Genomic DNA, 25,441 nt, shown 5'->3' with positions numbered 1-25,441 from the left:
GCGCGGTCGGCTGTGCACATCCTGCGCAGGCGGAGGGGGATGCCTCCCCCGCCGTCCGTAGCGTGAGCGGCACGACATCCCAACCCCGAGGAGCACACCATGGCCACCTTCGCCGTCGATTCCGACGCCGTCTTCGCCGCGACCGGCTCGGTCCGCGCCACGATCGACCGCATCCAGGGCGAGACCCAGTCGATGCTGTCGCAGCTCACGCATCTGCAGTCGACCTGGTCGGGCGGCGCCGCCGTCGCCTTCCAGGGCGTCGTCGACCAGTGGCGCGCGACGCAGCGCCAGGTGGAGGACGCCCTCGCGGGCATCAACTCGGCGCTCGGCGTCGCGGCTCGGCAGTACGCCGACGCCGAGCAGGCCTCGCTCGCGCTGTTCCGCTGAGGCGCGGCATCCCGAACCCGCGCACGAACACGAAGCAGGCCCCCTCCCGGAGGAGGGGGCCTGCTGGCGTTCAGCTATCGCTGGGCGGGACTCAGAAGTCCATGCCACCCGTCGGGTCGCCGGCGGGAGCCGAGACCTTCTCGGGCTTGTCGGCGACGACGGCCTCGGTCGTGAGGAAGAGACCGGCGATCGACGCGGCGTTCTGCAGCGCGGAGCGCGTCACCTTGGCGGGGTCGATGATGCCCTGCGCGAACAGGTCGCCGTACTCGCCGGTCGCGGCGTTGAGGCCGTGACCCACGGGCAGCTCCGAGACCTTGTTCGCGACGACGCCCGGCTCGAGGCCTGCGTTGAGGGCGATCTGCTTGAGCGGCGCCTCGATGGCGACCTTGACGATGTTCGCACCGGTGGCCTCGTCACCGACGAGGTCGAGGTTCTCGAACGCGACCTTGCCGGCCTGGATGAGCGCGACGCCACCACCGGGGACGATGCCCTCCTCGACGGCCGCCTTCGCGTTGCGGACGGCGTCCTCGATGCGGTGCTTGCGCTCCTTGAGCTCGACCTCGGTGGCCGCGCCCGCCTTGATGACGGCGACGCCGCCGGCGAGCTTGGCGAGGCGCTCCTGGAGCTTCTCGCGGTCGTAGTCGCTGTCGGTGTTCTCGATCTCGCGGCGGATCTGGGTCACGCGACCCTCGATCTGCGCAGCGTCACCGGCACCCTCGACGATGGTCGTCTCGTCCTTGGTGATGATGACCTTGCGCGCGCGGCCGAGCAGGTCGAGGGTGGCGTTCTCGAGCTTGAGACCGACCTCCTCGGTGATGACCTGGCCACCCGTGAGGATCGCGATGTCCTGCAGCTGGGCCTTGCGACGGTCGCCGAAGCCGGGAGCCTTGACGGCGGCCGACTTGAAGATGCCGCGGATCTTGTTGAGCACGAGAGTCGCAAGCGCCTCGCCCTCGACGTCCTCGGCGATGATGACGAGCTCCTTGCCGTCCTGGATCACCTTGTCGACGACGGGCAGAAGGTCCTTGATGTTCGAGATCTTCTGGTTCGCGATGAGGATGTACGGGTCTTCGAAGACCGCCTCCTGGCGCTCCGGGTCGGTGACGAAGTAGGGGTTGATGAAGCCCTTGTCGAAGCGCATGCCCTCGGTGAGCTCGAGCTCCGTGCCGAAGGTCTGCGACTCCTCGACGGTGACGACGCCCTCCTTGCCGACCTTGTCGATCGCCTCGGCGATCAGGTCGCCGATCGTGGTGTCGGCGGCGGAGATCGACGCGGTCGCGGCGATCTGCTCCTTCGACTCGACCTCCTTGGCCGAGGCGAGCAGCTCGTCGGTGACAGCCTTGACAGCCTTCTCGATGCCCTTCTTGAGCGAGATCGGGTCGGCACCGGCTGCGACGTTGCGCAGGCCCTCGCGGACGAGCGCCTGGGCGAGGACGGTGGCCGTCGTCGTGCCGTCACCGGCGACGTCGTCGGTCTTCTTGGCGACCTCCTTGACCAGCTCGGCGCCGATCTTCTCGTACGGGTCGTCGAGCTCGATCTCCTTGGCGATCGAGACACCGTCGTTCGTGATCGTGGGGGCGCCCCACTTCTTCTCGAGCACGACGTTGCGACCGCGCGGGCCCAGGGTCACCTTGACGGCGTCGGCCAGCGTGTTGAGGCCGCGCTCGAGGCCGCGGCGGGCCTCCTCATCGAAAGCGATGATCTTTGCCATGTGTGTGTCGTCCCTCCCGGACGTTGGGCGTTGGTCTTAGCACTCGCAGATACGGAGTGCTAACCCATTCTGGCACTCGCCCCTAGGGAGTGCAAGCCACTCGGCATCCCCCGACACATGACGACACCCCGGCGGCGAGAAGCCACCGGGGTGTCGGAAGACGCGTGTCGTCAGGCGACGATGCGCACCGATTCGGCCTGGGGGCCCTTCTGTCCCGTGCCGACGGTGAACTCGACCTTCTGGCCCTCTTCGAGCACGCGGAACCCGCTCATGTCGATGTTCGAGTAGTGCACGAAGACGTCCTGACCGTCCGAGACCGTGATGAAGCCGAAGCCCTTCTCGGCGTTGAACCACTTGACAGTGCCCTGGGTCATTCGAATCACTCCTGTTGCCGTGTAGATGGGCCCATCGTATGGTTCGCTCTTGCGGCGAAATCGCCCAGATGTCATCTGTTGACACCCGCGCCGCGAAGTGTTTACCGCGCCGAAACACCGGGCGCGCGCAGGCTAGGGAGTCGGCGTCGGGCTGGGCGGATTGCTCGTGCGATCGAGGCCGATCACGACGACGAGCTGCTTCGCCTGACTCTCGTCGACATCGGTCGTGTTGGGGTCGTCCTGCGGCTGGTACATCTGGCTGTACACGTCGCTCTGCGCGACCTTGGCACCGCCGAGCACCTGTTCTGCGAGTCCGCGCGCCGCCGCCTCGTCCTCCGGGAGGGAGTAGTAGACGGTCGTCTCGGGGAAGTCGGTCGCGCCGGACCCGCTCGCCGTGACGGAGTCGGCCGGCCAGCCCGCGGCGATGATCTGGTCGCGCATCTGGGTGGCGAGCCCGTCTTCCGGCGTCGCGTTGAGCACGATCACCTGATAGCCCGTGTCGACGACGGGCGCGATCGTGGCCACGGGGGTGGGCGTCGGCGACGGGGTCGGGAAGAGCACGACGCGTCCGGAGACGAGCAGCGTGCCGAAGATGCCGACGGCGACGAGCACGATCGTCGCGAGGACGGCCCACAGGAAGACGACCCATCCGCGCATGTGCGGGTTCTCGGCGCGGTGGGCGCCGACTCGACCGCTGTCCGCCGGAAGTTCGTCGAAGCGATCCCGGGCGAAGGTCGATTTCGGCACCACAGAATGCTACCGGTCGCCGTCTGAGCAGCCGCTCAGCGCGGCTCGGCGGCGGTCGCGCGTCGGCCCTGCGACTGGCGCGATGCCTCGCGCAGCCGGCGGAGCCGCTTCACGAGCATCGGGTCCTGCTGCTGTGCCTCGGCGGTGTCGATCAGCCGCCCGAGGAGCTGGTAGTACCGTGCGGGCGAGAGTCCGAGGTCGGCCCGGATCGCCTCCTCCTTGGCCCCCGCGTGGCGTCGCCACTCCGCCTCGAACTGGAGGATGGCGCGGTCGCGGTCGGTGAGGGGCACGAACCTCACGGTAGCCCGCCGCCGATCAGACGCCGGCGCGCCACTCCACGAAGGCCCCGAGCGGATCGACGGCGGCGAGCGGCACGGCGTCCTTGGCGAGGACGAAGCCTCCCCACGACTCCGGGTCGAGGGGTGGATGCCACACGTCGTGCAGTCCGGGCGGGTCGATCGTGATCCACACGGCGTCCATCGTGCGCAGCATCCCGAGAAGGCGCTCCCGCCCCGCGCGCGGAATGTGCGGAAGCACGCCCGGTGTCGTGACGACGAGCGTCGCGTCCGCCGGCGCCTCCGCGGCGAGCGCCGCGAGCACGCCGCGCGCGGTCGCATCACCCGCCACGATGCGGGGCGGATCGGCCGCGGCGACGTCGAGCGCCGCCTCGATGCGCTCCGCGCGACCCTCCTCGCCCGGCCAGACGAGGGTCGTGAGGAAGGTGCGGTCGGAGGCATCGCGCGGATCGAGCGGAGCGACGTCGATGCCCGCGCGCCAGACGACATCGGGCATTCGCAGCGGCGCCGCGCCGCGCAGGGCGGCGTGCAGCACGACCGGCGACAGGCCGTCCGCGGGGTCGAGCGCGACGGTTCGGTCGCCGTCGTAGCGGTAGGAGTAGCGATCGGGGTAGAGGCACAGCCCGGCGCTGGCGCCGATCTCGAGCAGCGCGACGGGTCCGTCGACGGTCGCGAGTGCCGGAAGGAGGGCCGCGCAGCGCAGCGGCTCGTTCGTCTGCAGTCCGCGCCGCGTGCTCTCCGCGACGACGTCGTCGATGTGCGCCGCCACCCAGTCCGCCCATTCGGGGTAGGGTCCGAGCGGCGCACCCAGCAGGCGAGTCAGCGCGAAGACGAGCGGCGGCTGACGGCGCGTCGCGGCGATGCGGGCGAGGAGCCCCGCGGTCGCGGCATCCCCCGCGATCCCCGACGCCCATTCCCCGTACAGCGCCGATCGGCCCGGAGCCTCGTCGCGGGCGAACCGCGCGAACCGCTCCTGCACCCCGTCGACGGCGGCCTGGGCATCCCGTTCGCTCGTCACGGGTCCATTGTGGGCGAACCGGGAGGAACAGTCGGAACACGCGCCCGCCGCCTCGGGTTGAATGGAGGGGCAGGAGGAGAACCCATGAGCTATGCAGTGAACAAGTCGGATGAGCAGTGGCGTGAGGAGCTCGGCACCGAGCAGTATGCGGTGCTGCGCGAGGCTGCGACGGAGCGGCCGTGGACGGGCGAGCTGCTCGACGAGCATCGCGCCGGCCTCTACACGTGTGCCGCGTGCGGCGCCGAGCTCTTCCAGAGCGGAACGAAGTTCGACTCGCACTGCGGATGGCCGAGCTTCTACGAGTCGATCCGCCCGGAGGCCGTCGAGCTCATCGAAGACCGCAGCTACGGCATGGACCGCACAGAGGTGCGCTGCGCGAACTGCGGCTCGCACCTCGGACATGTCTTCCCCGACGGGTTCGGCACCCCCACGGGCGACCGCTACTGCATGAACTCGATCGCCCTCGACTTCGCGCCCGAGTCATGAGCAGCGCCTACGACGCGGTGCGCGACCGGCGCTCGCTGTCGAAGGTGACCGACGCCGCGCCGACGCACGGCGAGCTGCTGCGGCTCGTCGCCGCGGCCGGCCGCGTCGCCGACCATTCGTCGCTGCGCCCCTGGCGGCTCATCGAGCTGCGGGGCCTCGACCGCGAGGTGCTCGGCCGCGCGATCAACAAGGCGGATGGGCACAAGGGGGCGTCGACCAAACCGCTGCGCGCGCCGCTGCTCATCGCCGTCGTGGCGAGCTACCGCAAGAGCTCGAAGGTGCCGCGGTGGGAGCAGGAGGCCGTCGCGTCGGGCGTCGCGCACATGCTGAGCCTGCTGCTCGACGACGAGGGCTGGGGCGTCTTCTGGCGCACGGGCCACTACACGCGCAGCAAGGCGGTCGCGAAGGCGCACGGCCTCGACAAGAACGAGGAGCTCCTCGGCTGGCTCTACGTGGGGGGCAAGCCGCCCCGCAGCCGCGGCGGACACCGCAAGCCCGTGGACGCGTCGCGCTTCCTCTCGCGCATGCCCCAGAAGAAGGCCGAGCACTAGAACCTCGCTCGGGGCCGGGTCTACTCTCGAGTCAACGTCCACGTCCCTCTGCGGGGAGGCGAAATCGTGGCCGACGAACTTGATCCGCGCCAGGTGCTCGAACTTCGCGAGCGCGCCCGGGATCGACTCATCCCGATCCCGGGTGTGCTCGCGGTGGGCTTCGGGCGCAAGCAGGTCGGCGAGCAGCTGACCGATCGCCGCGCGCTGCGCGTCTACGTCGAAGAGAAGAAACCGCTCGATCAGGTGGCCGCCGGCGAGGTCATCCCGGCCGAGATCGAGGGCGTGCCCACCGATGTGCTGCCGATCCCCCGCGGTAGGGCGTTCGGCACGCAGGACACGCAGCGGCACAGCCCCCTGCTCGGCGGCATCACGATCACCAACTTGAAGCTCGACGCGGCAGGCACCTTCGGGGCCGGCACCCTGGGGTGCTTCGCGACGATCGACGGTCAAGCACCGCGCGAGAACATCGTGCTGCTGACGAACAACCACGTTCTGGCGACGAACGGCGGACAGCTCGATGACACGGTGTACCAGCCGCCCCTCGTCGGCGGGCTGATCGACAAGGCGAACGCCGGCGCCATCGCCAAGGTCCACAGCCTGGGGGTCAACGGCACGCACGGCTACACCTATCCCGGTGAGAAGCCGGTGGACTACTACGTCGACTGCGCCACGGCGAAGCTCGCCATCGACATCTCCAGCTGGTGCGACTGCAACTGCGGAGTCTCGTACAAGAACGCGCTCCGCGACCTCACTGTCGGCGGGAGGATCTGGCTGGAAGGCGTCGCGCGCGCGGTCGACGGCGAGACGGTCTACAAGTCGGGATGCACGACCGGCGGGACCCGCGGCACGATCGCCGACCCCCTCGGATCGGCGATGATCGGCACGCCGGCCGTTCAGGTCGACAACATCATCCTGATCGACCGCACGAATCCCCCCGATCCCCTCTTCGCGGCGGAAGGCGACTCCGGCTCCGCCCTCGTGAACGACCAGAGCCGGCTCATCGGGCTCGTGTTCGGGGGGCAGGATGCCACCGAGCCGAACCCTCAGGCGTTCGCGTGCCACATCGCCCCCGCGCTGGACGCATTGAAGGTCACGCCGATCAGCACGCAGAACCCTCCCGTCGCCCCGGCCGGCAAGGCGAGCACCGCGACCTTCGCCCCGGCGGCCGCGACCCTCGCCGACGAGGAGGATCAGACCCTCCGGCTGCAGGAGCGGGCACGCGAGACTGCCGAGGGGCGCCGGCTCTACGGCGACTTCCTCCAGCACCGGTCCGAGATCGTGGCCCTCGTCAATCGCCGCCGCAGGGTCACGATCGCGTGGCACCGCGTCAGGGGGCCCGCCTACTTCGCGCACTTCGCGGAGAGCGCCCGCCACCCGGAGCACCGGATCCCGTCCGAGATCGACGGGGTGTCGCGCCGCGAACTGCTGGAGCGCATGGCCGACGCCCTCACGGCCGAGGGAAGCGAGCCGCTGCGCGCGGCGATCACGCGCCACCGCGATGAGCTGATGGCACTGGTCGACCGCTTCGACGACCTCCACTCGCTCGTCGACGGCTTCGGGGAGCATCCCGCGACGGCGTGAAGCGCGCGTTCCCGTCACGGGATGCCGCACCCGGTGGCCGCGCCCGTCGCTCCGGGCAATCGGAGACGAGCCGCGGCCTGCGCTCAGCCGCGCACGACCGCCCGTCGGCGCCGCCACGGCACGACCGCGACCACGACCCCGACCAGCGCGAGGAACACCGCTGCGAGCGCGATGCCGAGCGGCGGCCCCGACAGCGGCGGCCAGATCGCATCGAGCACGATCGACGTCGCGAGCAGTCCCACGACCGACCCCAGGCCGAGCAGCAGCACCCCCGTGTGACGGACGAGCGCGGCCGACAGGAAGATGTAGAAGACGCCGATCGCGCCGCCCACGTACAGCAGCGGATCGGTCGCGGATCCGGTCGGTCCGCCCGCGACCAGCGTGTGCACGAGGGCCGCGATCGACAGGGCGATCGTGCCGCCGACGAAGTTGACGAGGGTCGCGACGAGCGGGCTGCCGACTGCCTCGCGCAGTCGTCCGTTCGTCGCCTGCTGCCACGCGATTCCCGCGCCGGCGACGAACGGCAGGAGCAGCATCCACCACGGCGCGCTCGCCGTCCCCTCCCCCGCGAGGCACAGCACGACGGCGGCCAGCACGACGCCGCCGCCCGCGACACGACCGAGGGTCATCGCGACGACGCCCGCGGGCCCGTAGCCCGCACGGTCGAGGACGAGCCCGTTCACGGTCTGACCAGCGACGACCCCGACGGTGAACAGCGCGACGCCGATCGTCGCGACGGTCAGGCCTTGCGTCGCGACGGTGAGGGCTCCGGCGAGTCCGCCGATCAGCATCCACCAGGGGATGTTGCGGCCGACGCCCTTGACGAGCCGGGCCACTCCCGCACGGCCGCCGGGCAGGATCGCGCAGAGCACGACGAGGATCACGAGGCCCGACCCGAATGAGATGACGGCCGCAGTGAAGCCGTCGCCGAGGGCGAGGCCGAGCGCCCCGTTGAACCGGGCCTGCACGGCGGTGAGCACCCCTACGAGCACGGCCCCGCCGAGGGCGATCCAGGCGGGCAGGCGCGGGCGGGTCACCGATCCATCATGCCGGTATGCGCTGCGGCGACCGAGCCGACGGGTTGCGACGAGTTGCGCTACCCCCGCGCAACCGCAGGCTCCACGACGAGGCGACCGTCCACGAGAGTGGCGAGCACTTCGGCGCGTGCGAGGGTTTCGGCATCCACTGTCCGTGGATCGCGATCGAGCACCGTGACGTCGGCGACGGCGCCCACCTCGAGCACTCCCCCGTGCTTCCCGATCGTCGCATAGGGCTGCGTCGTGAAGCCGCGAAGGGCGTCCATCGCATCGAGCGCCTGCTCGGGGTTGATCGCAGCGGCGTCGGGGTCGTCGTGGGGACGTCGCAGCTGCGCGTCGGCGAGGATTCCGACGGCGTCGCTCGGGGCGACGGGCCAGTCGGAGCCGAGTGCGAGCGGTATTCCCGCACGGACGAGGTCGCGCGTGCGGAAGCCCCGCGCGGCCCGCGTGCGCCCGAGCCGCCTCGACCAGTTGTCGCTGCCGTCGGCCCTCGTGAAGAGCGTGCAGTGCGTCGGCTGCATGCTGGCGGTCGCGCCGGATGACGCGAACACCGCGAGCGAGGCATCGGTCATCGTCTCGATGTGCTCGACACGGTGGGTCGCGTTGCGGGTCGCGAGGCCATCGATCGCCCGGAGCACGAAGTCGATGCCGGCGTCGCCGATGGCGTGGGTGGTGGTCGGGATGCCACGCTCGTCCAGCGCGGTGAGTGCGGCGCGGTACTCCTCGGGCTCCAGCCACAGCGACGCGGTGGACTCGCCGAGGCAGTCGGGCTCGTGCAGCCACGCGGTCCCGTTGTCGATCGTGCCGTCGATCATGAGCTTGACGCCCTCGACCGTCCAGCGGCGTCCGTGCCGGCCCTGCAGGTCCGCCAGGCGTTCGACGTCGGCGAGGGAGGTGCCGGGCTCGAACCACGGCGACATCCGCAGGCGGATGGGCAGGTCGCGCGTGGATTCGATGCTCTCGAGCAGCTCGATGGTGCCCGGGGCGAGATCCTGCACCTGACCGGACGTGAATCCGGCGCGGGCCATCATCCGCAGGATCTCGTAGAGCGCGTCGATGCGCTCGTCGAAGGTCAGCTCGGGCACGAGCCGCTCGACGAGTGCCATCGCCTGCACCTCGAGCAGGTAACCCGTGGGGTGACCGGCGTCATCGGTCACGACCCGCGAGCCATCCGTGAACACCTCCGCGCCATCGACTGCCGCGAGTTCGAGCGCCCGCGACGAGGCCAGCGCCGCGTGGGCGTCGAACAGCCGCACGAACGCCGGACGTGCACCGGCCACGGCGTCGAGGACGGCGTTCGTCACCTCGTCGCCGTCGAACGTGTTGGGATCCAGGCCCCAGCCCAGGAGCCACTCCCCTTCGCCGAGGGTGTCCCGGTGCGCCCCGAGCTGCTGAGCGACCTCGGCGAGGGTCCGGCAGCGCGTGAGATCGGCGCCGCGGGTCAGAGCGAGACCGAACACGGGATGGATGTGGCTGTCGACGAACCCCGGCAGGATGACCGCGCCGTCGAGTTCCACCACGCGCGTGTCGTCACCGATGAGCGGAGTCAGGCCGGCGCGGTCGCCGAGCGCCAGGATGCGCCCGTCGGCGATCGCGATGCCCTTCGCAGTGGCGGTCTCGTCGTCGGCCATCGTGATCACGGACTCGCCCAGGATGACGAGGTCGGCCGTGCGCACCGCGGTCATGCCTGCTCGACCTCCTGCTCGACCTCCTGGCCGCCGATGCGGGCGAAGACCTCCGGCTTTCGAGAGCGCAGCACGACCGCGTAGACGGCTCCCGCGATGAGCACGAGGGGTACGACTGCGAGGATGACCGCATTGATGGCAGCCCCGGCCGACGTCAGGTAGTCGATGGTGATGACGAGCACCGCCAACAGCACCCCCATGGCGACGATCGAGAAGATCGACGCGGGAAGGATGTACCACTTCCGCGCCAGGTGCCGGTTCTTGACGATGAAGACGAGCACCGAGATCGAGGCGAGAAGCTGCAGCGTGATGATGCCGTAGACGCCGGGCGAGTTCACCAGGATGACGAGCTGCGTGAGCGGATCGAGCCCCGCGACGCCGAACGCGATCACGACCGCGATCGCCACGATGCTCTGAATGAGTCCGGCGAGCCACGGCGCCCCGGTGCGGTTCGTGCGGGTGAACAGCGCGGGCAGGATGCCGTCGCGCGAGAGCGCGAAGCTGTACCGGTTGATCGCGTTGTGGAACGCGAGCTGGCCGGCGAAGATGCTCGACACGATCAGGATGAACATCGCCGACACGCCCCACGGCCCGACGTACTGCCCCATCGCGGTGAAGAAGAAGGCGGCGGGATCCTCCGCGATGACGGCCTGCACCTGAGCGTCGCCGAAGGCCTGGATGACCAGCCACAGCGTCCCTGTGTAGAAGATCGCGAGGAACGCGACGGCGATGTAGGTCGCACGCGGGATGGAGCGATCCGGGTTCCGCGTCTCGTTGCGGTAGAGCACCGTCGACTCGAAGCCCATGAACGCCGCGAATCCGAAGCCCAGGATCGCGAACATGCTCGGGGTGAAGACGTTGCCCGGCGCGAACGTGCCGAATTCGAGCTCACCCGCGCGCTGGGTCAGGATGCTGACGGCCAGCACGACGAGCAGGGCGGTCTCGAGCACGAGCAGCACACCGAGCACCTTGGCGCCGACGTCGACCCCGGCGGCCGCGAGCCCGAAGACGAGGATCGCGCCGATCACGGCGAGCACCCACCACTGCACGTCGACGCCGAAGACGTTCGCGAGCATCCCCTGCGCCATGACACCGAACAGCCCCCAGAGGCCGATCTGCAGGAGGTTGTAGGAGACCCAGGCCAGGAAGCCCGCGGCGAGGCCGACGACCTTGCCCAGCCCCACCGAGATGTACGTGTAGAAGCCGCCCATCGGCTTGAGGTTTCGGGCCATGAAGAGGAATCCGACGGCGAAGATCGCGAGCACGACGCCCGCGATCGCGTAGACGAGCGGCGCCGAGACGCCGCCGATCAGCACCGCCAGCGGTCCGATGCCGGCGAGCACGCTCAGCGGTGCGGCGGCGGAGACGACGAGGAAGACGACGCCCCAGGTTCCGAGTGCGGCCTTCTTGAGATGTCCGGTCTTCGGCTCCTCGTCGAGGAGGGTCGAGTCGAGGGTCACAGGCAACTCCTTTGTTGGATCTGGGCGCTTCGGCGGTCGGGTGCCGCCGAAGCCACTCAGCGAGTCTGCACCAGAATCGCCAAATGCACAATCGATTGTGCAAAACTCGTTCCGATGGACCGATGACCTAGGATCGCTCGCGAGGAAGGGGACCCATGACGATGGCGCGTCCGGCGACGCTGCAGGACGTCGCCGATCTCAGCGGCGTCTCACGAGGCACGGCCTCGCGCGCGCTGACCGGCGGCGGACGCGTTTCGGCGGAGACCCGGGCTCGCGTGATGGCGGTCGCGGAGCGACTCAACTACACGACCAACAGCGGCGCGAGGAACCTCCGTCGCGCACGAGCGGGCTCCATCGGGCTGTGGCTCCCCCGGGGCCTGCACTTCATGGAGTACTACATGAACTTCGCGTTCGGGGTCGCCGAGAGCGTGCGGGACCGGGAGCTCACGGTGTCGCTGATCTCGGGCGACTTCCCCGCCGCCCGCGCGCACAGCCTGCACGTGGACGGATTCGTGATGGCCGATGTGGACGGGCAGGACCCACTCGCGCGGGCGATTCTCGAGACCGGCCGACCGATCGTCGCCTCGGAACTCGTGCCCCCGGGGATGCCGCAGCCCACCGCGACCGTCGCGGCGGACCACGCGACGGCGACGCGACTCGTGCTCGACCGCTTGCGCCGAGGCGGCGCCACCTCGATCGCGATCCTCACTCCCGAGATCGATCAGACCTGGGTGACCGGCGTCGACCGCACAGCCGTGGAGTGGTCGGCGGAGAGCGGGATCGACGTGACGTTCGTCAGACTCGAGGGCGTGCCGGAGGCGACCGCGCTGCACGACACCGTGTGCGACCTGTTCGAGACCGCACCCGGGATCGATGCGATCGTGTGCGTGCCGGAGGGCCTCGGGGTGGGTGTCCTGTCCGCACTGCGCGAGCTCGGACACACCGTGCCGGACGAGATCCAGGTCGTGTCGTACGTCGACAGCCCGACGCTGCCGATCGTCCAGCCGCCCATCTCCGCGCTCGACCTGCGGCCACGCGAGGCCGGCCTCCGCGCCGGCGAACTGCTCATCTCGATCATCGAAGAGGGGCGGACCGCCCCGGCGGTCGAGCTGTTCGATCTCATCTACCGGGAACGGGGCTCCACCCGCTGATCGCCTGAGCCGGTGACGGTCGGTCCGCCGCGGTGACGGGGTCGGGCAGGACTGCTCGTGCACCCGAGCGGGAGCGCACAAGCGCGGGTCGCTGTATCACCCGACGATCGCGCGCCTCCTCTCTTGTGGATCGGCCGCTCCCGCCGGAGCGGCGAGGGCCTGCCGTCGGTGGGCGCCGTCCTGGAGGAGGAACGATGGGTGCGGAGCATCTGGTGCTCGCCGCGTACGTCGCGTGCCTCGTCGCCATCCTCGTGTACTCGCTCTCGACAGCCCATCTCGCGTGGGCCGCGCTGACCGCGAGGCGTTCGGGCGCCGCGGGCGCGTCCTCCGGTCCGCCGACCTCCCGCGTGACCGTCCAGCTCCCGGTCTACAACGAGCTCCATGTCGCGCGGCGCGTGATCGAGGCCGCCGGGCGGCTCGAGCACCCGCACGGAGCGCTTCGCATTCAGGTGCTCGACGACTCGACCGATCAGACGCGTGAGATCGTCGACGACGCAGTCGCACGCCAGCGTCTGCGGGGTGTCGACATCGAGGTCGTCCGCAGGGCCGCGCGCGAGGGGTACAAGGCGGGTGCGCTTCGCGACGGCCTGGCCGGCGACGACTCCCCTTTCGTCCTCGTGCTGGATGCGGATTTCGTGCCCCCGCCCGACCTCGTCGTGCGTCTCCTCGAGGGATTCGACACCCCGCAGGTCGCGGTCGTGCAGGCTCGATGGGGGTACCTGAACAAGGACGAATCGCTCATGACGCGGGTGCAGGCGTTCCTCCTCGATCTGCATTTCCGCGTCGAGCAGCCCGGCCGGGCCGCGACGCGCGGGTTCCTCAACTTCAACGGCACCGCGGGGATGTGGCGGCGCACCGCGATCGAGGATGCCGGCGGATGGCTGGCGCGCACCGTGACGGAGGACATCGACCTGTCGTACCGCGCGCAGCTGCGCGGCTGGCGCATCGTCTACCTCGACGACGTCGTCGTTCCCAGTGAGCTTCCCGCCGACATGGGGGCCCTCCGCACTCAGCAGCATCGCTGGATCAAGGGCGGCGCCCAGAACGCGCGCCTCCACCTCGGCGCGGTGCTGCGGCATCCATCGCCCACACACGTGCGCTGGCACGCCGCGATGCACCTCCTGTCGGGCTCGGTGTACGGCGTGATCCTCGCGATGCTGGCTCTGAGCGTTCCCCTCGCGATGCTCAAGAACACCGCGATCAGCGTCGAGTACGTCGACTGGGGGATGCCGTTCATCGTCGCCACCCTCGCGCTCGGTGGCGCTCTGGCCGTTGCGAACGAACCGAAGGGCTGGCGCGGGTGGCTGCGGTTCGGCGCCCTGCTCCCCGCCTTCCTGGTCTTCACGATGGGACTCGCGGTTCACAACGGCCTCGCGGCGGTCGCGGGTTGGATCGGCGCACCGGGCGGGGAGTTCGTCCGCACGGCGAAGGCCGGTGGCGGCCGGTGGCAGACCACCGCGTACGCCGCCCGATCCGTGGATCATCGCGTCGTGCGTGAGCTGCTGTTCGCCGCGTGGCTCGCCGTCGGGCTCGCCGTCGCGGTGTGGCGCCGCGAAGGCGCCTTCGTCCCGCTCCAGCTCATGGCCCTCGGCGGTATCGCGTGGGTCGTCGTCTCGTCGATCCGCCACCCCTGGCAGGCGCGCCGCGCCTCGACCGCGACCGCATCGGCCGCGGCGAGCATGTCGACCGCGGCGAGCGCTCAGCCGTTCGGACATCCACAGGAGGTCACCACATGATCAGCGCACCCGGCCCGTCGATGCTCGACGAGAAGCTCTTCGTCGGCCGCTTCGACAACCCTTTCCCCGATCTCTACGAACGCTGGTGGGACGGCGTGGAGTGGATCTGGGTCGACCACGGTCGCCCGAGCGGGGAGAAGATCGTGCAGCCCCCGGGCGCCGCGATGTCGAACAGCAAGCTGTTCGTCGTCACGGAGACGGGCAAGGTGTGGGAGCGCCATTGGCGATCCGACCTCGGCCGGTGGGCGTGGGAAGACCACGGCCGCCCCGGCAACCAGAAGGTCATCGCCGCACCCGGCGCCGCCATGCTCAACGAGAAGTTCTTCGTCACCACCAAACCCGGCAACGTCTGGGAACGCCACTGGCGCTCCGACCTCGGCCGGTGGGCGTGGGAAGACCACGGCCGCCCCGGCAACCAGAAGGTCATCGCCGCACCCGGCGCCGCCATGCTCAACGAGAAGTTCTTCGTCACCACCGAGACCGGCAACGTCTGGGAACGCCACTGGCGATCCGACCTCGGCCGGTGGGCGTGGGAAGACCACGGCCGCCCCGGCAACCAGAAGGTCATCGCCGCACCCGGCGCCGCCATGCTCAACGAGAAGTTCTTCGTCACCACCAAACCCGGCAACGTCTGGGAACGCCACTGGCGCTCCGACCTCGGCCGGTGGGCGTGGGAAGACCACGGCCGCCCCGGCAACCAGAAGGTCATCGCCGCACCCGGCGCCGCCATGCTCAACGAGAAGTTCTTCGTCACCACCGACAACGGCAACGTCTGGGAACGCCACTTCCGATCCGACCTCGGCCGGTGGGCGTGGGAAGACCACGGCCGACCGACCGACACGCGCGCCGCGACGGAACCCGGCGCCGCCATGATGGACTCGAAGTTCTTCGTCGGCGCACAGAACTCGCACCTCTTCGAACGGGTCTGGACCGGCGAGGAGTGGAAGTGGGTGGATCACGGGACGGCGTTCCACGACACCAGCCAGCACGTCATCGGGTCGCCCGATACGGAACCGGCGATCGTGATCGCGATCATGGGCGACGGCTTCGATGAGAGCTCCATGGACGAGTACCGGCGGATCGTCGACGACCAGGTCGCCGCGGCGTTCCGCCTCGACCAGTTCGGCGATCACGCCGATCGGCTGCAGGTCATCCGGATCGATGTCGCGAGCCCCGTGACGGGAGTGTGGGAGCAGACCTGGGACGAAGCCGGCACCATCGCGACGACGGCCGACGACACCGTGCTGAGCGAGACCTTCCGCCCCTCCCGCCTCGGCATGATCAGCACCGAGGTCTGGGCGCGGTGCTGGATCGTGCCGAGCACGTTCACGACCCCGCGGATCGACAGCATCCGGAACCGCTTCGCGCCGGCCGCGACGAACACCGTCGTGGTCGTCAACAGCGGGAAGTTCGGAGGCTGCAACCGTGGGGCGATGGCGGCGTTCACGAAGACCTCGAGCAGGTTCGTCATCGCCCACGAGATGGGTCACAACCTGTTCGGCCTGGGCGACGAGTACCACAACGGAACGGCCGCATTCACCGGGACGACCGGGCAGCCGAACCTCAGCGAGATGCCTGCGACGTGGACGGCGCTCAAGTGGCACGACCTCGTCGAGGCGGCGACGCCGCTTCCGACGGACGCCGGCGCACCGCCGGCCGGATGGAACAACCGCACGAGCGTCGGAGCGTTCGAGGGCGGCGGTGGCAACTTCGCGACCGGCATCTTCCGGCCGGTCCTCGAATGCCGTATGAATCAGAATGATCCGCCCTGGTGCCCCGTGTGCGCCCGGGAGATCGACCGAGTGTTCGGAGCGCTGTGATGATCGACCCCGCTGACACGACACCGTCCCCCCGCAAGCCGATGCGCGAAGGTCCACGCCACCTCCGGGTGGGGCTCATCGTGCGCCCGCGCTCGCTCCTCGTCCAGTCGGTCGCCCTCGCGCCGGGGCGGCCCGCCCGCAATGTGGCAGCCGGACTCCCCTGGCTGGCGGCCGTCACGCGCGGCGACGACGTCTCGTACGTCACCCGGCTCCCCGACCCGTTCACGAGGCGGAGCGTCCGGCTCGACGTGACGGGGCCGCATCACGTCGACGAGTCCGACGAGGGCTATGCCGTCGTGGCGCTGCCCTTCGACACGCTCACCGACCTCCTGCGGTCGCAGATCTCGCTCGTGCAGCTCGGCGACGTCGGCGCTCTCGATCCCGAGGGCCTGGCGAAGGTGTACCGCGAGCGGTCTGCCCGCGGCGACTTCGCCCGATCCGTCGGCTACGCCGAGATCGCGGCGACCCGCCACTGGGCGCAGATCGGACCCATGCTGGGCATCGACGTGCCGCCCGGGCGATTCGAGATCTACCGGGACCGCGCCGAGCTCTGGCGCTGGCGACTCCGGGCCGCCGGCGGAGCGATCGTTGCCGCTTCGAGCGACAGCTTCGGTTCGCGAGCGGATGCCGAGGCCGAGGTCACGTGGCTGCGCCGCCATACCGCGGACTCGCCGTCAACGCTCGCCGACGAGTAGTTAGATGTTGCGACATACATGTCGTGACACGTATTATTCGGATATGACCAATCCTGTGAAGCACGTTTCGGTCGTCAGCACCGGGACCGTCCGCATCCGACCCGAGCACGTGGAGACGAACGGCACTCCGTTGTTCTGGTGGCTGAACACCTCCCGCCGCTGGACTGCTCCGCGGCCGATCAACGTGTATGTGATCGAGCATGACGAAGGGCTCGTGCTCTTCGACACCGGTCAAGACCGGCGTTCGATCACCGACCCGTCCTATTTCCCCCGCGGCGTCGTCGGCTACAGCTACCGCCGCCTGGCCCGGTTCGACATCCCGCGCGGCGCCACCCTCACCGACCAGCTCGAAGCCCGGGGGTACGACATCGGAGACGTGCGCGTCGCGATCCTCTCGCACCTGCACCAGGACCACATCGGCGGCCTGCGAGAACTCCCCGCCTCGACGAAGGTCCTGGTGAGCGGCGCCGACCTCGCCGCCGCGGACCGGCGGTTCGCCGTGCTCGACGGCCTCCTGCGGGAGCACATCCGGGTTCCCGGCATCGATTGGACCCCGATCTCGCCGCAGCCCGTGCGGGATGATTCGATCGCCCCGTTCACGCATGCCCATGACGTGATGGGCGACGGATCGCTTCTGCTCCTGCCGACGCCGGGCCACACCCCCGGTTCGATGTCGCTGCTGTTGCGATCGGAAGGCCTCCCGCCCATGCTCTTCGTCGGTGATCTCACCTACGACGCGGAACTGCTGGCCGCCGATCGCGTCCCAGGGGTCGGCAAGCGGACGGCTCTGCACGAGACGACACGGCGGGTGAACCAACTGGTCGCGCAGCATCCCGGCATGCTTGTTCTCGCAGCCCACGATCCAGCAGGCGCTCGCCTGCTGCAGGCAGCCCTGTCCTCATCCAAGGAGTGACCCGTTGAGAACTGCCGAGCATCTCCGCTACCTGATCCTCGCCGCGCAGCGCGAGGGAAACCGTCAGCTCACGGCGGCTCTGACCCGCATCGACCTCACCCCCGCGCAGTCGGAGGCGCTGCGCATCATCGCCGACCACGGTCCCCTCTCGTTGAAGGAACTCGGCGACATGCTCGTCTGCGACAGTGGCACCAACCCGAGTCGAATCGTCGACCGACTCGTCACCGCCGATCTCGTACGGCGCGACGCCGACGAACTCGACAGGAGACAGATCCGGCTCACCGTCACCGCGCGAGGCGCGGACAGATCCGACGAAGTGCGAGCAATCGAAGAACAGCTCTACGATGCCATCGACGACGCGCTTGACGCCGATGGATCAGAACTCCTCGTCCGGAGCCTTCAAGCCCTTGCGGCCGACTCTCCCGCCGGCATCGCTCTGAACAAGCGACTCGCCGCAGAGCCGCCGACCTGACCGGGTGCACGCACAGCTCGCTGTTTCCCGAGTTCGCGCAACGCTGCCCAGAAGAGATTTCTTGAGCCGACTACGGGACTTGAACCCGTAACCCCCGTATTACAAGTACGGTGCGCTACCAATTGCGCCAAGTCGGCAGAGCGCCCAGTCTAGTCGGGCGTCGCAGCCCGCCGAACGCGCGTCAGCCCGCGGGCGTCGCCGTCGGAGTGGGGCTCGCCGTCTTGTTGTAGCTGTCGCTCGCGAGCGTCAGCACGAACTGCGAGAACTCGGCCGGGTCGTCGAGGGCGCCGACGTAGGGGGTGCCGTTGACGAGCACCATCGGGGCCTTCGTGAGCGACACTCCGTCGGTGCCGGGGATGCCCTCCAGCGCGCGGTCGGTCGCCGACTTCGCCCATGCGGCGAAGTCCTCGTCTTCGATGCAGGAACGCACGATCTTGGCCGGGGCACCCTTGGCGATCGCGATGTCGGCCAGGGCCGAGTCGGAGAAGCCGTCGGAGTCGATCGCGGGCTGCTGCTCCAGGAGTGCGTGCGTGAAGGCGAAGAACTTGTCGGGCGCGTGCGTCGCGACGCAGGCCGCCGCGCTCGCGGCCCGGAGCGAGTACTTCGTGCCGTTCGACTTCGCCGTCAGCATCGCGACCGGGTAGTACGTGAGCGTGGCGGCGCCCTGCGACACCCAGGCCGACAGCTGCGGCGCGTTCGCGAGCTGGAAGTCGCGCGATCCGGAGGAGAGGTAGTCGACGTAGACGCGGATCTCGACGGCCGCCGCGCGGGTCGGCGTGGCGCTCGGCGTGGGGGTTTCGGTCGGCGCGGCGGTCTCGGTGGAGGCGCCCGCGCCCGGCGAACCCAGGGTGCCCGCCTGGTCGTCGACGGTGGCGCCCGAGACGCTCGACACCACGATTCCGTCGTCGGTCACGTTGGCGGGGTCGAGCAGGGGCTTGGATGCCGCCGACCCGACGGTCCAGGTCACGACGATGGCGACGACGGCGACGACGGCGGCGACGGCCACTGCGATCGACGTCGTGCGGATCACCCGGGCGCGCGACTGCTTCGCCTGCACCTGGAGCGCCTTCTCGCGCACCGCTTCACGGCGGTCGCTCGGGGCTGGCGCGTTCTGTGACTCGTCGCTCGACATGAAACCTTCTGGGAATTCGGATGGCTCAGGGCCCGATCGCACCGGGGAGGCGACCGCTGACGATGCTAGTCAGGCACCCTGGGAAAAACCCAGACGGGCGGTCGTGTCATACTGGGAGGTACGCCCAACGGTGGGCGCGCGGGAAAAGCCCCCGCACATTCCATTCACTACGGATCGTCCGGCACGTACCTGCCGGTGAAGGAGAACAAAATGGCGTCCGTCACGTTCGACAACGCAACCCGCCTGTACCCCGGGGGCACGCGCCCCGCTGTGGACAAGCTCAACCTCGAGGTCGGAGATGGCGAGTTCCTCGTCCTCGTCGGCCCCTCCGGCTGTGGCAAGTCCACGTCGTTGCGCATGCTGGCCGGCCTCGAAGAGGTCAACTCCGGCCGCATTCTCATCGGCGAGCGCGACGTCACCGACGTCCCGCCGAAGGACCGCGACATCGCGATGGTCTTCCAGAACTACGCGCTGTACCCGCACATGACCGTCGCCGAGAACATGGGCTTCGCCCTGAAGATCGCCGGTGTCGGCAAGGACGAGCGCGCCGCCCGCGTCCTGGAGGCCGCCAAGCTCCTCGACCTCGAGCAGTACCTCACGCGCAAGCCGAAGGCCCTCTCGGGTGGTCAGCGTCAGCGTGTCGCGATGGGCCGCGCGATCGTGCGTCAGCCCCAGGTGTTCCTCATGGACGAGCCGCTGTCGAACCTCGACGCCAAGCTCCGCGTGCAGACCCGCACCCAGATCGCCTCGCTGCAGCGCCGCCTCGGCGTCACGACGGTCTACGTCACCCACGACCAGACCGAGGCGCTCACGATGGGCGACCGCATCGCGGTGCTCAAGGACGGCCTGCTCCAGCAGGTCGGCTCGCCCCGCGACCTGTACGAGAAGCCGAACAACGTGTTCGTCGCCGGCTTCATCGGCTCGCCGGCCATGAACCTGTTCCCCGTGCACCTCGCCGAGGGCGGCGTGCAGTTCGGCGACAGCACCGTGGGCGTCGAGGCCGACACGCTCAACAAGGCGCACGGCACCGAGGTCACCATCGGCGTCCGCCCCGAGGACATCCAGGTCGCCCCGGCCGACGGCAAGGGCCTCTCGGTCGTCGTCGACCTCGTCGAGGAGCTCGGCGCAGACGGCTACCTCTACGGCCACGCCGACGTCAACGGCAAGCGCACCGACCTCGTCGCACGCGTCGACGGCCGTCGTCACCCGAACGCGGGCGAGACGGTCGTTCTCGCGCCGGTTCCCGGCCACGTGCACGTCTTCGACGTCGAGTCGGGCGAGCGCCTCACCGACAAGGCGATCGCTTCCGCGTAATCGATCAGGACACAGCGCGGGCGGCTCTTCACAGGCCGCCCGCGCTGTGCCGTTTCCAGGAGAAGAATGCCCGCAGCTCTCAGCATCACCGCCAGCTCCGTCGACCCCGGACTGCTCTCGCTGCCCTGGTCGACACCGCTCGCCGAGTGGCCGAGCAGCCACATCGTCTTCCTTCCCAAGGGCATCTCGCGCCACCTCGTGCGCTTCGCCAACCTCTCCGGCCGCGTCGTGGCGATCAAGGAGACGACGGAGGAGATGGCGCGCCGTGAGTACGACATGCTGGGCAACCTGACGCGACTCGACGCCCCGTGCGTCGAGCGGGTCGCCGTCATCGCGGGACGGACGGATGCCGCGGGCGAGCCGCTGCCCGCCGCGCTCGTGACGGCGCATCTGAAGTTCTCGCTCCCCTACCGCGCCCTGTTCACCCAGGTTCTGCGCCCCGACACGGCGAACCGCCTCGTCGACGCGCTCGCGGTGCTCCTGGTGCGCCTGCACAACGTGGGGTTCTTCTGGGGCGACGTGTCGCTGTCGAACACGCTGTTCCGTCGCGACGCGGGCGCCTTCGCCGCGTATCTGGTGGATGCCGAGACCGGCGAGCTCCACGAGAGCGGCCTCACGGCGGGGCAGCGCGCGCACGACCTCGACGTCGCGCGCACCAACATCGCCGGCGAGATCATGGACCTCGAAGCCGGCGGGCGCCTGGAGGGTGGAGTCGACGCCCTCGCGATCGCCGACGGCATCATGTCGTCGTACCACTCGCTGTGGGGTGCCCTCACCGACAAGGAGAGCTTCGGCTCCGACGAGGCATGGCGCATCACGGAGCGCGTGCAGCGGCTCAACGACCTCGGATTCGACATCGGCGAGATGTCGATCCAGGCGACGACCGACGGCACGCGCGTCTCGATCCAGCCGAAGGTCGTCGACGCGGGGCACCACCAGCGGCGACTCCTCCGCCTGACCGGTCTCGACGTCGAGGAGAACCAGGCTCGCCGCCTGCTCAACGACCTCGACGAGTTCCGCGCCCGCGTCTCGCGCCTCGGCGACGACGAGGAGATGGTGGCGCACGAGTGGCTCACGCGCGTCTTCGAGCCTGTCGTCAAAGCGATCCCGTTCGACCTGCGGGCCAAGCTCGAGCCGGCCGAGGTGTACCACCAGGTGCTCGAGCACCGCTGGTACATGGCGCAGGCGCGCGGCAAGGCGGTGCCGCTCGCCGAAGTGCTCACGAGCTACATGGACGGCGTGCTCCGCCACCGCCGCGACGAGGCGACGGTCATGGGCCCGCCGACCGAGACGATGGCGCTGCCGATCGTCGAGACGGGTGCCATCGACACGATCGACGACGAGGACGACGAGATCGACTGGCGCGACCTCGTCTGACTAGACGAGGATCCGCGCCGGATTCTCGACGAGCGACACGAACGCGGCGAGCCACTGCGCCGCGAGCGCGCCGTCCAGCACGCGGTGATCGGCGGACAGCGTCACGGTCATGACGCTTGCCACCACGATCGCGCCATCCGACACCACGGGACGCGACTGGGCTGCACCGACGGAGAGGATGCCGGCGTGCGGCGGATTGATGACGGCAGCGAACTCCCTGGTCCCGTACATGCCGAGGTTGCTCACGGCGAAGGATCCGCCCTCGAGGTCCTGCTGGCGCAGTCTGCCGTGGCGCGCGCGGTCCACGAGATCGCGAAGCGCATCGCTGAGCTCACCGAGCGGCATCCGATCCACGGCGCGCACGACCGGAGTCACCAGGCCGCCCTCGATCGCGACGGCGATCGCGAGGTCGACGTGCGAGAAGCGGCGGGTGGCGGCATCCGTCCAGATGGCGTTGGCGGCGGGAACCGCGACGAAGGCAGCCGAAACAGCCTTGACGACCAGATCGTTGACGCTGATGGGATGCGCACGTCCCTCGTTGATCGAGCGGCGGAGCGCGAGGAGCGCGTCGACGCGGCAATCGGCGCTCAGGTAGAAGTGCGGGATCGTGGCCTTGCTCTCGGCGAGCCGACGCGCGATGGCGCGGCGCATCGGCGTGTGGGGCACATCGGTGTACCCCTCGCTCTCGACCGCCGGCGCCCGCTCCCCCGTCGACGGGATCCCGTCCAGATCGCGCCGCACGATCCGACCTGCCGGCCCCGATCCGCGGATCGCCGCGAGGTCGATCCCGCGCTCCCGCGCGAGCCGCCGCACGAGCGGGCTCGCGAACAGCCGCTCGCCGACGGGCTCGGCCGGGTTCGACCCGAGCGACCGATTCGCGGATGCCGCCGCGTCGGCGGGCCGAGACGAGGTGGGCTCGCGGGAATCCGGGTTCACTCCCGCCGCGGCGAGCGCGGCATCCGTCGATTCGCCTTCTTCGGCAAGGACGGCGATCGGGGTTCCGATGGCGACCGACTGTCCAGGCTCGACGAACAGCGCCGCGACGGTTCCGGACGCCTCGGCCTCCTGTTCGAAGACCGCCTTCTCGGTCTCGATCTCGGCGATGGACTGCCCCGCCTGCACGGTGTCGCCGACCGCCACGAGCCAGCTCTGCAGCGCGGCCTCGGTCGCTCCTGCCATAACGGACGGCATCCGCACGATGCTCGCCATCACGCGCCTCCCCATGCGGATCGCATGCGTTCGAGCGCCGCGACGACCTCGTCGGTGCGCGCGATCGCGGCCCGCTCGAGCACCTTCGAGATCGAGGGCGCCGCCTCGCCGCCCGTGACGCGTTCGACGGGCTGGTCGAGCCAGTCGAAGAATCGCCGCTGCAGCTCGTCGGCGAGCCAGCCGCCGTACGATGTGCCGCGCGCACCCTGCTCCACGATCAGGACGGCGTTGGTCTTGCGGATGCTGGCACCCACCGTCTCCCAGTCGAGCGACGCCCGATCGAGCCAGCGCAGGTCGATGAGCTCGGCATCGATGCCCGTCTGCTCGATCGCCTCGGCGCATGGCGACACCATCGACAGGTAGCTCAGCACCGTGACGTCGGATCCTTCGCGTCGGATCGCCGCGGTGCCCGGTGGGATGACGTAGTCGAGCGCACCGTCGGGCACCTGCTGCGGGGTGCCGTAGAGATCGACGTGCTCGATGACGAGCACGGGGTCATCGAGTGCCAGCGCGGCGTTCATGAGGCCGATGTAGTCCGCCGCCGTTGACGGAGCGACGATCCGCCATCCCGGGCTCGTCGCGAAGATGCCGGCCGGGTCCATGAGGTGCTGCGAACCGTATCCGGAGCCCATCGCGACCTTCGTGCGCAGCACGATCGGAACGGGATGCGTGCCGCCGAACATGTGCCGCGCCTTGCCGACCTGGTTGAACACCTGGTCGGCGGCCACCCACATGAAGTCGGGGTACATGAACTCGACGACGGGACGGTAGCGACCGTCCAGCGCCATGCCGCCGCCCAGCCCGAAGAAGGCGCTCTCGCTGATCGGCGTGCCGATGACGCGGTCGGGCCCGTACTTCGCCGCGAGCCCCTTCGTCGCCCCATTGGTCCCTCCGGCCAGCCGGTGCACGTCTTCGCCGAGTACGACGATCCGCTCGTCCTGCGACATCCGCCGGTCCATGACCTCCGCGACGATCTCGACGAACTTCTTCTCGACGACGGGTCCGCCCTGCGGCGGGGAGGCGGCACCGGCGAGCTCGGTCAGATCGCCCCGGATGCCGACGTCGACGAATCCGGGATCGGGCCACAGGCCAGGACGGATACGACGCTTGCCCTCGTGCTCGGGGTCGTCTTCGAGGAGCGCGGTCGTCGCCTCGGACATCGCCTGCTGCGCCCGCTCGCGCAGGGCCCCGACTCCGTCCTCGTCGATGAGTCCGAGGGCGATCATCTCGGCAGCCGTACGGTCGAGCGGATCACGCGTACGCCACTGCGCCTCCTCGTCCTTCGTGCGGTAGCCGAATGCGCTGCCCGGGAACGGCCCGTTCTGGTGGAAGAACCGGTACACCTGGGCCTCGATGATGGCAGGCCCGTCCCCCGACCTCAGACGCTCCGAGGCCTGCTGCATCGCGAGATGCACCGCGAGCGGATCCATCCCGTCGACTCGCCAGGAGGGGATGCCGAAGCCCTGCCCGCGCACGGAGAAGCGCGTGTCGGCCGTCACCTCGTCGGCACGGGTCGAGACCGCGTACAGGTTGTTCTCGATGAAGAAGCAGACGGGGAGCTTCCATGCCGCCGCGAGGTTCATCGACTCCAGCACCGAGCCGATCTGACTCGCCCCGTCACCGAAGCAGTTGATCGTGAGATCCGTCGTGCCGGCATGCTTCTGCGCCCACGCGTTCCCGGCCGCCATCGGCGTGCCGCCGCCCACGATGGCGTTCGTGCCGAGCGCGCCGGCCTCGAGCCATTGCAGGTGCATCGAGCCGCCGCGACCGCCGCAGTAGCCCTGCGCGAGCCCGAGGATCTCGGCGAGGGTGCGCTGGAGCACGTCCTGCACGGCGGGCGGCGCAGGGGACGCGGCATCCGATCTCCCGCCCGTGACGTGGGTGAACGCCTTTGCGAGGAATTGGTGGTGGCCACGGTGCGAGCCGTTGACGCCGTCGGTCGAGCGGAGCCCTGCGATCGAGCCGACCGCGCCGCCCTCCTGGCCGATGCTCGAATGGGCGGGCCCGTGCACGAGACCCTCGGCCGCGAGCTCGAGGACGGTCTCCTCGAACGCGCGGATCAGATGCAGCTGCACGAGCATCGTGGTCAGCAGGGCCGGGTCGGCATCGCGCCAGTCTTCCGGCGTCGTCTCGAGCTCGATCCACTCGACGCCCGTCTCGAGCTTGCGTGTGCGCGGCATCCTTGCCTCCCGATCAGTTGGAGGCTAGTCCGGATTGCATCCAATCTCAAGAATCAGCCGGGTCGGATGCTGGACACGGCGGGCTCGTGGAGCCAGGATGGATCCAATA

23 protein-coding genes and 1 tRNA gene are annotated in these 25,441 nt (G+C 69.7%); 12 read left to right on the top strand and 12 right to left on the bottom strand.

Features of this window, described 5'->3' with window-relative positions; all coding sequences use genetic code 11:
- Nucleotides 1-99 precede the first annotated feature (99 nt).
- Nucleotides 100-387, top strand: coding sequence for a WXG100 family type VII secretion target (locus ACH3VR_RS03600; RefSeq protein ID WP_396639376.1), 288 nt, complete (start codon nucleotides 100-102; stop codon nucleotides 385-387).
- A gap of 91 nt (nucleotides 388-478) precedes the next feature.
- Here the strand turns inward: ACH3VR_RS03600 and groL are convergent, their stop codons facing one another.
- From groL to ACH3VR_RS03575, 5 genes are all read right to left on the bottom strand, one after another.
- The gene (gene groL, locus ACH3VR_RS03595) at nucleotides 479-2,098 is read right to left on the bottom strand and encodes a chaperonin GroEL (RefSeq protein ID WP_396639375.1); all 1,620 of its coding nucleotides are present in this window, start codon (nucleotides 2,096-2,098) and stop codon (nucleotides 479-481) included.
- 170 nt (nucleotides 2,099-2,268) lie between these two features.
- The gene (locus ACH3VR_RS03590; RefSeq protein WP_396639374.1) at nucleotides 2,269-2,472 is read right to left on the bottom strand and encodes a cold-shock protein; all 204 of its coding nucleotides are present in this window, start codon (nucleotides 2,470-2,472) and stop codon (nucleotides 2,269-2,271) included.
- Nucleotides 2,473-2,604: 132 nt separating this feature from the next.
- Complete coding sequence (locus ACH3VR_RS03585) at nucleotides 2,605-3,219, bottom strand: LytR C-terminal domain-containing protein (RefSeq protein ID WP_396639373.1); 615 nt, start codon at nucleotides 3,217-3,219, stop codon at nucleotides 2,605-2,607.
- Nucleotides 3,220-3,254: 35 nt separating this feature from the next.
- Nucleotides 3,255-3,509, bottom strand: coding sequence for a DUF3263 domain-containing protein (locus tag ACH3VR_RS03580; RefSeq protein ID WP_396639372.1), 255 nt, complete (start codon nucleotides 3,507-3,509; stop codon nucleotides 3,255-3,257).
- A 25-nt stretch (nucleotides 3,510-3,534) separates the two neighbouring features.
- Complete coding sequence (locus ACH3VR_RS03575) at nucleotides 3,535-4,533, bottom strand: DUF2332 domain-containing protein (protein WP_396639371.1); 999 nt, start codon at nucleotides 4,531-4,533, stop codon at nucleotides 3,535-3,537.
- A gap of 84 nt (nucleotides 4,534-4,617) precedes the next feature.
- On the opposite strand from ACH3VR_RS03575, the gene msrB reads away from it, so the two are divergent.
- The 3 genes from msrB to ACH3VR_RS03560 all read left to right on the top strand — a co-directional run bounded on the left by msrB (nucleotide 4,618) and on the right by ACH3VR_RS03560 (nucleotide 7,151).
- On the top strand, nucleotides 4,618-5,019 hold the full coding sequence (msrB, locus tag ACH3VR_RS03570) for a peptide-methionine (R)-S-oxide reductase MsrB (RefSeq protein WP_396639370.1): 402 nt from the start codon (nucleotides 4,618-4,620) through the stop codon (nucleotides 5,017-5,019).
- Nucleotides 5,016-5,570 (top strand): nitroreductase family protein, encoded by a 555-nt coding sequence (locus tag ACH3VR_RS03565; RefSeq protein ID WP_396639369.1) that lies wholly within the window; start codon nucleotides 5,016-5,018, stop codon nucleotides 5,568-5,570. The genes msrB and ACH3VR_RS03565 overlap by 4 nt, the downstream gene beginning before the upstream one ends.
- A 66-nt stretch (nucleotides 5,571-5,636) precedes the next feature.
- Entirely contained in the window at nucleotides 5,637-7,151 is a 1,515-nt protein-coding gene (locus ACH3VR_RS03560) for a hypothetical protein (RefSeq protein WP_396639368.1), read from the top strand.
- Between the two features lie 83 nt (nucleotides 7,152-7,234).
- On the opposite strand, the gene ACH3VR_RS03555 is transcribed toward ACH3VR_RS03560, so the two are convergent.
- Genes ACH3VR_RS03555 through ACH3VR_RS03545 form a run of 3 tightly spaced genes read right to left on the bottom strand, consistent with a single transcriptional unit; the run spans nucleotide 7,235 to nucleotide 11,333 of the window.
- Nucleotides 7,235-8,188, bottom strand: coding sequence for a DMT family transporter (locus tag ACH3VR_RS03555; RefSeq protein ID WP_396639367.1), 954 nt, complete (start codon nucleotides 8,186-8,188; stop codon nucleotides 7,235-7,237).
- A gap of 59 nt (nucleotides 8,189-8,247) precedes the next feature.
- Nucleotides 8,248-9,873, bottom strand: a complete 1,626-nt coding sequence (locus ACH3VR_RS03550) for an amidohydrolase (RefSeq protein WP_396639366.1) — start codon at nucleotides 9,871-9,873, stop codon at nucleotides 8,248-8,250.
- Entirely contained in the window at nucleotides 9,870-11,333 is a 1,464-nt protein-coding gene (locus ACH3VR_RS03545; protein ID WP_396639365.1) for an APC family permease, read from the bottom strand. The genes ACH3VR_RS03550 and ACH3VR_RS03545 overlap by 4 nt, the downstream gene beginning before the upstream one ends.
- Before the next feature lie 155 nt (nucleotides 11,334-11,488).
- On the opposite strand from ACH3VR_RS03545, the gene ACH3VR_RS03540 reads away from it, so the two are divergent.
- From ACH3VR_RS03540 to ACH3VR_RS03515, 6 genes are all read left to right on the top strand, one after another.
- The gene (locus ACH3VR_RS03540; protein WP_396639364.1) at nucleotides 11,489-12,484 is read left to right on the top strand and encodes a LacI family DNA-binding transcriptional regulator; all 996 of its coding nucleotides are present in this window, start codon (nucleotides 11,489-11,491) and stop codon (nucleotides 12,482-12,484) included.
- Between the two features lie 194 nt (nucleotides 12,485-12,678).
- Entirely contained in the window at nucleotides 12,679-14,220 is a 1,542-nt protein-coding gene (locus ACH3VR_RS03535; protein WP_396639363.1) for a glycosyltransferase, read from the top strand.
- Entirely contained in the window at nucleotides 14,217-16,040 is a 1,824-nt protein-coding gene (locus ACH3VR_RS03530; RefSeq protein WP_396639362.1) for a M64 family metallopeptidase, read from the top strand. The genes ACH3VR_RS03535 and ACH3VR_RS03530 overlap by 4 nt, the downstream gene beginning before the upstream one ends.
- The gene (locus ACH3VR_RS03525; RefSeq protein ID WP_396639361.1) at nucleotides 16,040-16,735 is read left to right on the top strand and encodes a YegP family protein; all 696 of its coding nucleotides are present in this window, start codon (nucleotides 16,040-16,042) and stop codon (nucleotides 16,733-16,735) included. The genes ACH3VR_RS03530 and ACH3VR_RS03525 overlap by 1 nt, the downstream gene beginning before the upstream one ends.
- A 43-nt stretch (nucleotides 16,736-16,778) precedes the next feature.
- Nucleotides 16,779-17,648, top strand: a complete 870-nt coding sequence (locus ACH3VR_RS03520) for an MBL fold metallo-hydrolase (protein WP_396639360.1) — start codon at nucleotides 16,779-16,781, stop codon at nucleotides 17,646-17,648.
- Nucleotides 17,578-18,120, top strand: a complete 543-nt coding sequence (locus ACH3VR_RS03515; protein WP_396639359.1) for a MarR family winged helix-turn-helix transcriptional regulator — start codon at nucleotides 17,578-17,580, stop codon at nucleotides 18,118-18,120. Before ACH3VR_RS03520 ends, ACH3VR_RS03515 begins: the two co-directional genes overlap by 71 nt.
- A gap of 64 nt (nucleotides 18,121-18,184) precedes the next feature.
- Here the strand turns inward: ACH3VR_RS03515 and ACH3VR_RS03510 are convergent.
- Both ACH3VR_RS03510 and ACH3VR_RS03505 read right to left on the bottom strand, forming a co-directional pair.
- Nucleotides 18,185-18,257: transfer RNA gene (locus tag ACH3VR_RS03510), tRNA-Thr, on the bottom strand.
- 44 nt (nucleotides 18,258-18,301) lie between these two features.
- Nucleotides 18,302-19,252, bottom strand: coding sequence for a DsbA family protein (locus ACH3VR_RS03505; RefSeq protein ID WP_396639358.1), 951 nt, complete (start codon nucleotides 19,250-19,252; stop codon nucleotides 18,302-18,304).
- A 210-nt stretch (nucleotides 19,253-19,462) separates the two neighbouring features.
- Between ACH3VR_RS03505 and ACH3VR_RS03500 the strand changes: the two genes are divergently transcribed.
- Nucleotides 19,463-20,566: an ABC transporter ATP-binding protein gene (locus tag ACH3VR_RS03500; protein WP_396639357.1), complete on the top strand. Its 1,104-nt coding sequence runs from the start codon at nucleotides 19,463-19,465 to the stop codon at nucleotides 20,564-20,566.
- A 66-nt stretch (nucleotides 20,567-20,632) separates the two neighbouring features.
- Nucleotides 20,633-21,943, top strand: a complete 1,311-nt coding sequence (locus ACH3VR_RS03495) for a DUF4032 domain-containing protein (RefSeq protein WP_396639356.1) — start codon at nucleotides 20,633-20,635, stop codon at nucleotides 21,941-21,943.
- Here ACH3VR_RS03495 and ACH3VR_RS03490 read toward each other — a convergent pair whose 3' ends face one another.
- Complete coding sequence (locus ACH3VR_RS03490) at nucleotides 21,944-23,152, bottom strand: dihydrolipoamide acetyltransferase family protein (RefSeq protein WP_396639355.1); 1,209 nt, start codon at nucleotides 23,150-23,152, stop codon at nucleotides 21,944-21,946. It lies immediately after the preceding gene.
- On the bottom strand, nucleotides 23,152-25,332 hold the full coding sequence (locus tag ACH3VR_RS03485) for an alpha-ketoacid dehydrogenase subunit alpha/beta (RefSeq protein ID WP_396639354.1): 2,181 nt from the start codon (nucleotides 25,330-25,332) through the stop codon (nucleotides 23,152-23,154). Before ACH3VR_RS03485 ends, ACH3VR_RS03490 begins: the two co-directional genes overlap by 1 nt.
- Between the last annotated feature and the right edge of the window lie 109 nt (nucleotides 25,333-25,441).

Source organism: Microbacterium alkaliflavum (genome assembly GCF_044325405.1).
Lineage (GTDB): Bacteria > Actinomycetota > Actinomycetes > Actinomycetales > Microbacteriaceae > Microbacterium > Microbacterium alkaliflavum.
This window is presented reverse-complemented; position numbering and strand designations above follow the sequence as displayed.

Bases quoted from the DNA above. Each gene is read 5' to 3' on its own strand.
- ACH3VR_RS03565 (WP_396639369.1), top strand. From the start codon at position 5,016: ATGAGCAGCGCCTACGACGCGGTGCGCGACCGGCGCTCGCTGTCGAAG.
- ACH3VR_RS03500 (WP_396639357.1), top strand. From the start codon at position 19,463: ATGGCGTCCGTCACGTTCGACAACGCAACCCGCCTGTACCCCGGGGGC.
- ACH3VR_RS03490 (WP_396639355.1), bottom strand. From the start codon at position 23,152: ATGGCGAGCATCGTGCGGATGCCGTCCGTTATGGCAGGAGCGACCGAG.
- ACH3VR_RS03540 (WP_396639364.1), top strand. From the start codon at position 11,489: ATGACGATGGCGCGTCCGGCGACGCTGCAGGACGTCGCCGATCTCAGC.
- ACH3VR_RS03525 (WP_396639361.1), top strand. From the start codon at position 16,040: ATGATCGACCCCGCTGACACGACACCGTCCCCCCGCAAGCCGATGCGC.
- ACH3VR_RS03550 (WP_396639366.1), bottom strand. From the start codon at position 9,873: ATGACCGCGGTGCGCACGGCCGACCTCGTCATCCTGGGCGAGTCCGTG.
- ACH3VR_RS03590 (WP_396639374.1), bottom strand. From the start codon at position 2,472: ATGACCCAGGGCACTGTCAAGTGGTTCAACGCCGAGAAGGGCTTCGGC.
- ACH3VR_RS03505 (WP_396639358.1), bottom strand. From the start codon at position 19,252: ATGTCGAGCGACGAGTCACAGAACGCGCCAGCCCCGAGCGACCGCCGT.
- ACH3VR_RS03520 (WP_396639360.1), top strand. From the start codon at position 16,779: ATGACCAATCCTGTGAAGCACGTTTCGGTCGTCAGCACCGGGACCGTC.
- groL (WP_396639375.1), bottom strand. From the start codon at position 2,098: ATGGCAAAGATCATCGCTTTCGATGAGGAGGCCCGCCGCGGCCTCGAG.
- ACH3VR_RS03495 (WP_396639356.1), top strand. From the start codon at position 20,633: ATGCCCGCAGCTCTCAGCATCACCGCCAGCTCCGTCGACCCCGGACTG.
- msrB (WP_396639370.1), top strand. From the start codon at position 4,618: ATGAGCTATGCAGTGAACAAGTCGGATGAGCAGTGGCGTGAGGAGCTC.
- ACH3VR_RS03530 (WP_396639362.1), top strand. From the start codon at position 14,217: ATGATCAGCGCACCCGGCCCGTCGATGCTCGACGAGAAGCTCTTCGTC.
- ACH3VR_RS03535 (WP_396639363.1), top strand. From the start codon at position 12,679: ATGGGTGCGGAGCATCTGGTGCTCGCCGCGTACGTCGCGTGCCTCGTC.
- ACH3VR_RS03600 (WP_396639376.1), top strand. From the start codon at position 100: ATGGCCACCTTCGCCGTCGATTCCGACGCCGTCTTCGCCGCGACCGGC.
- ACH3VR_RS03485 (WP_396639354.1), bottom strand. From the start codon at position 25,332: ATGCCGCGCACACGCAAGCTCGAGACGGGCGTCGAGTGGATCGAGCTC.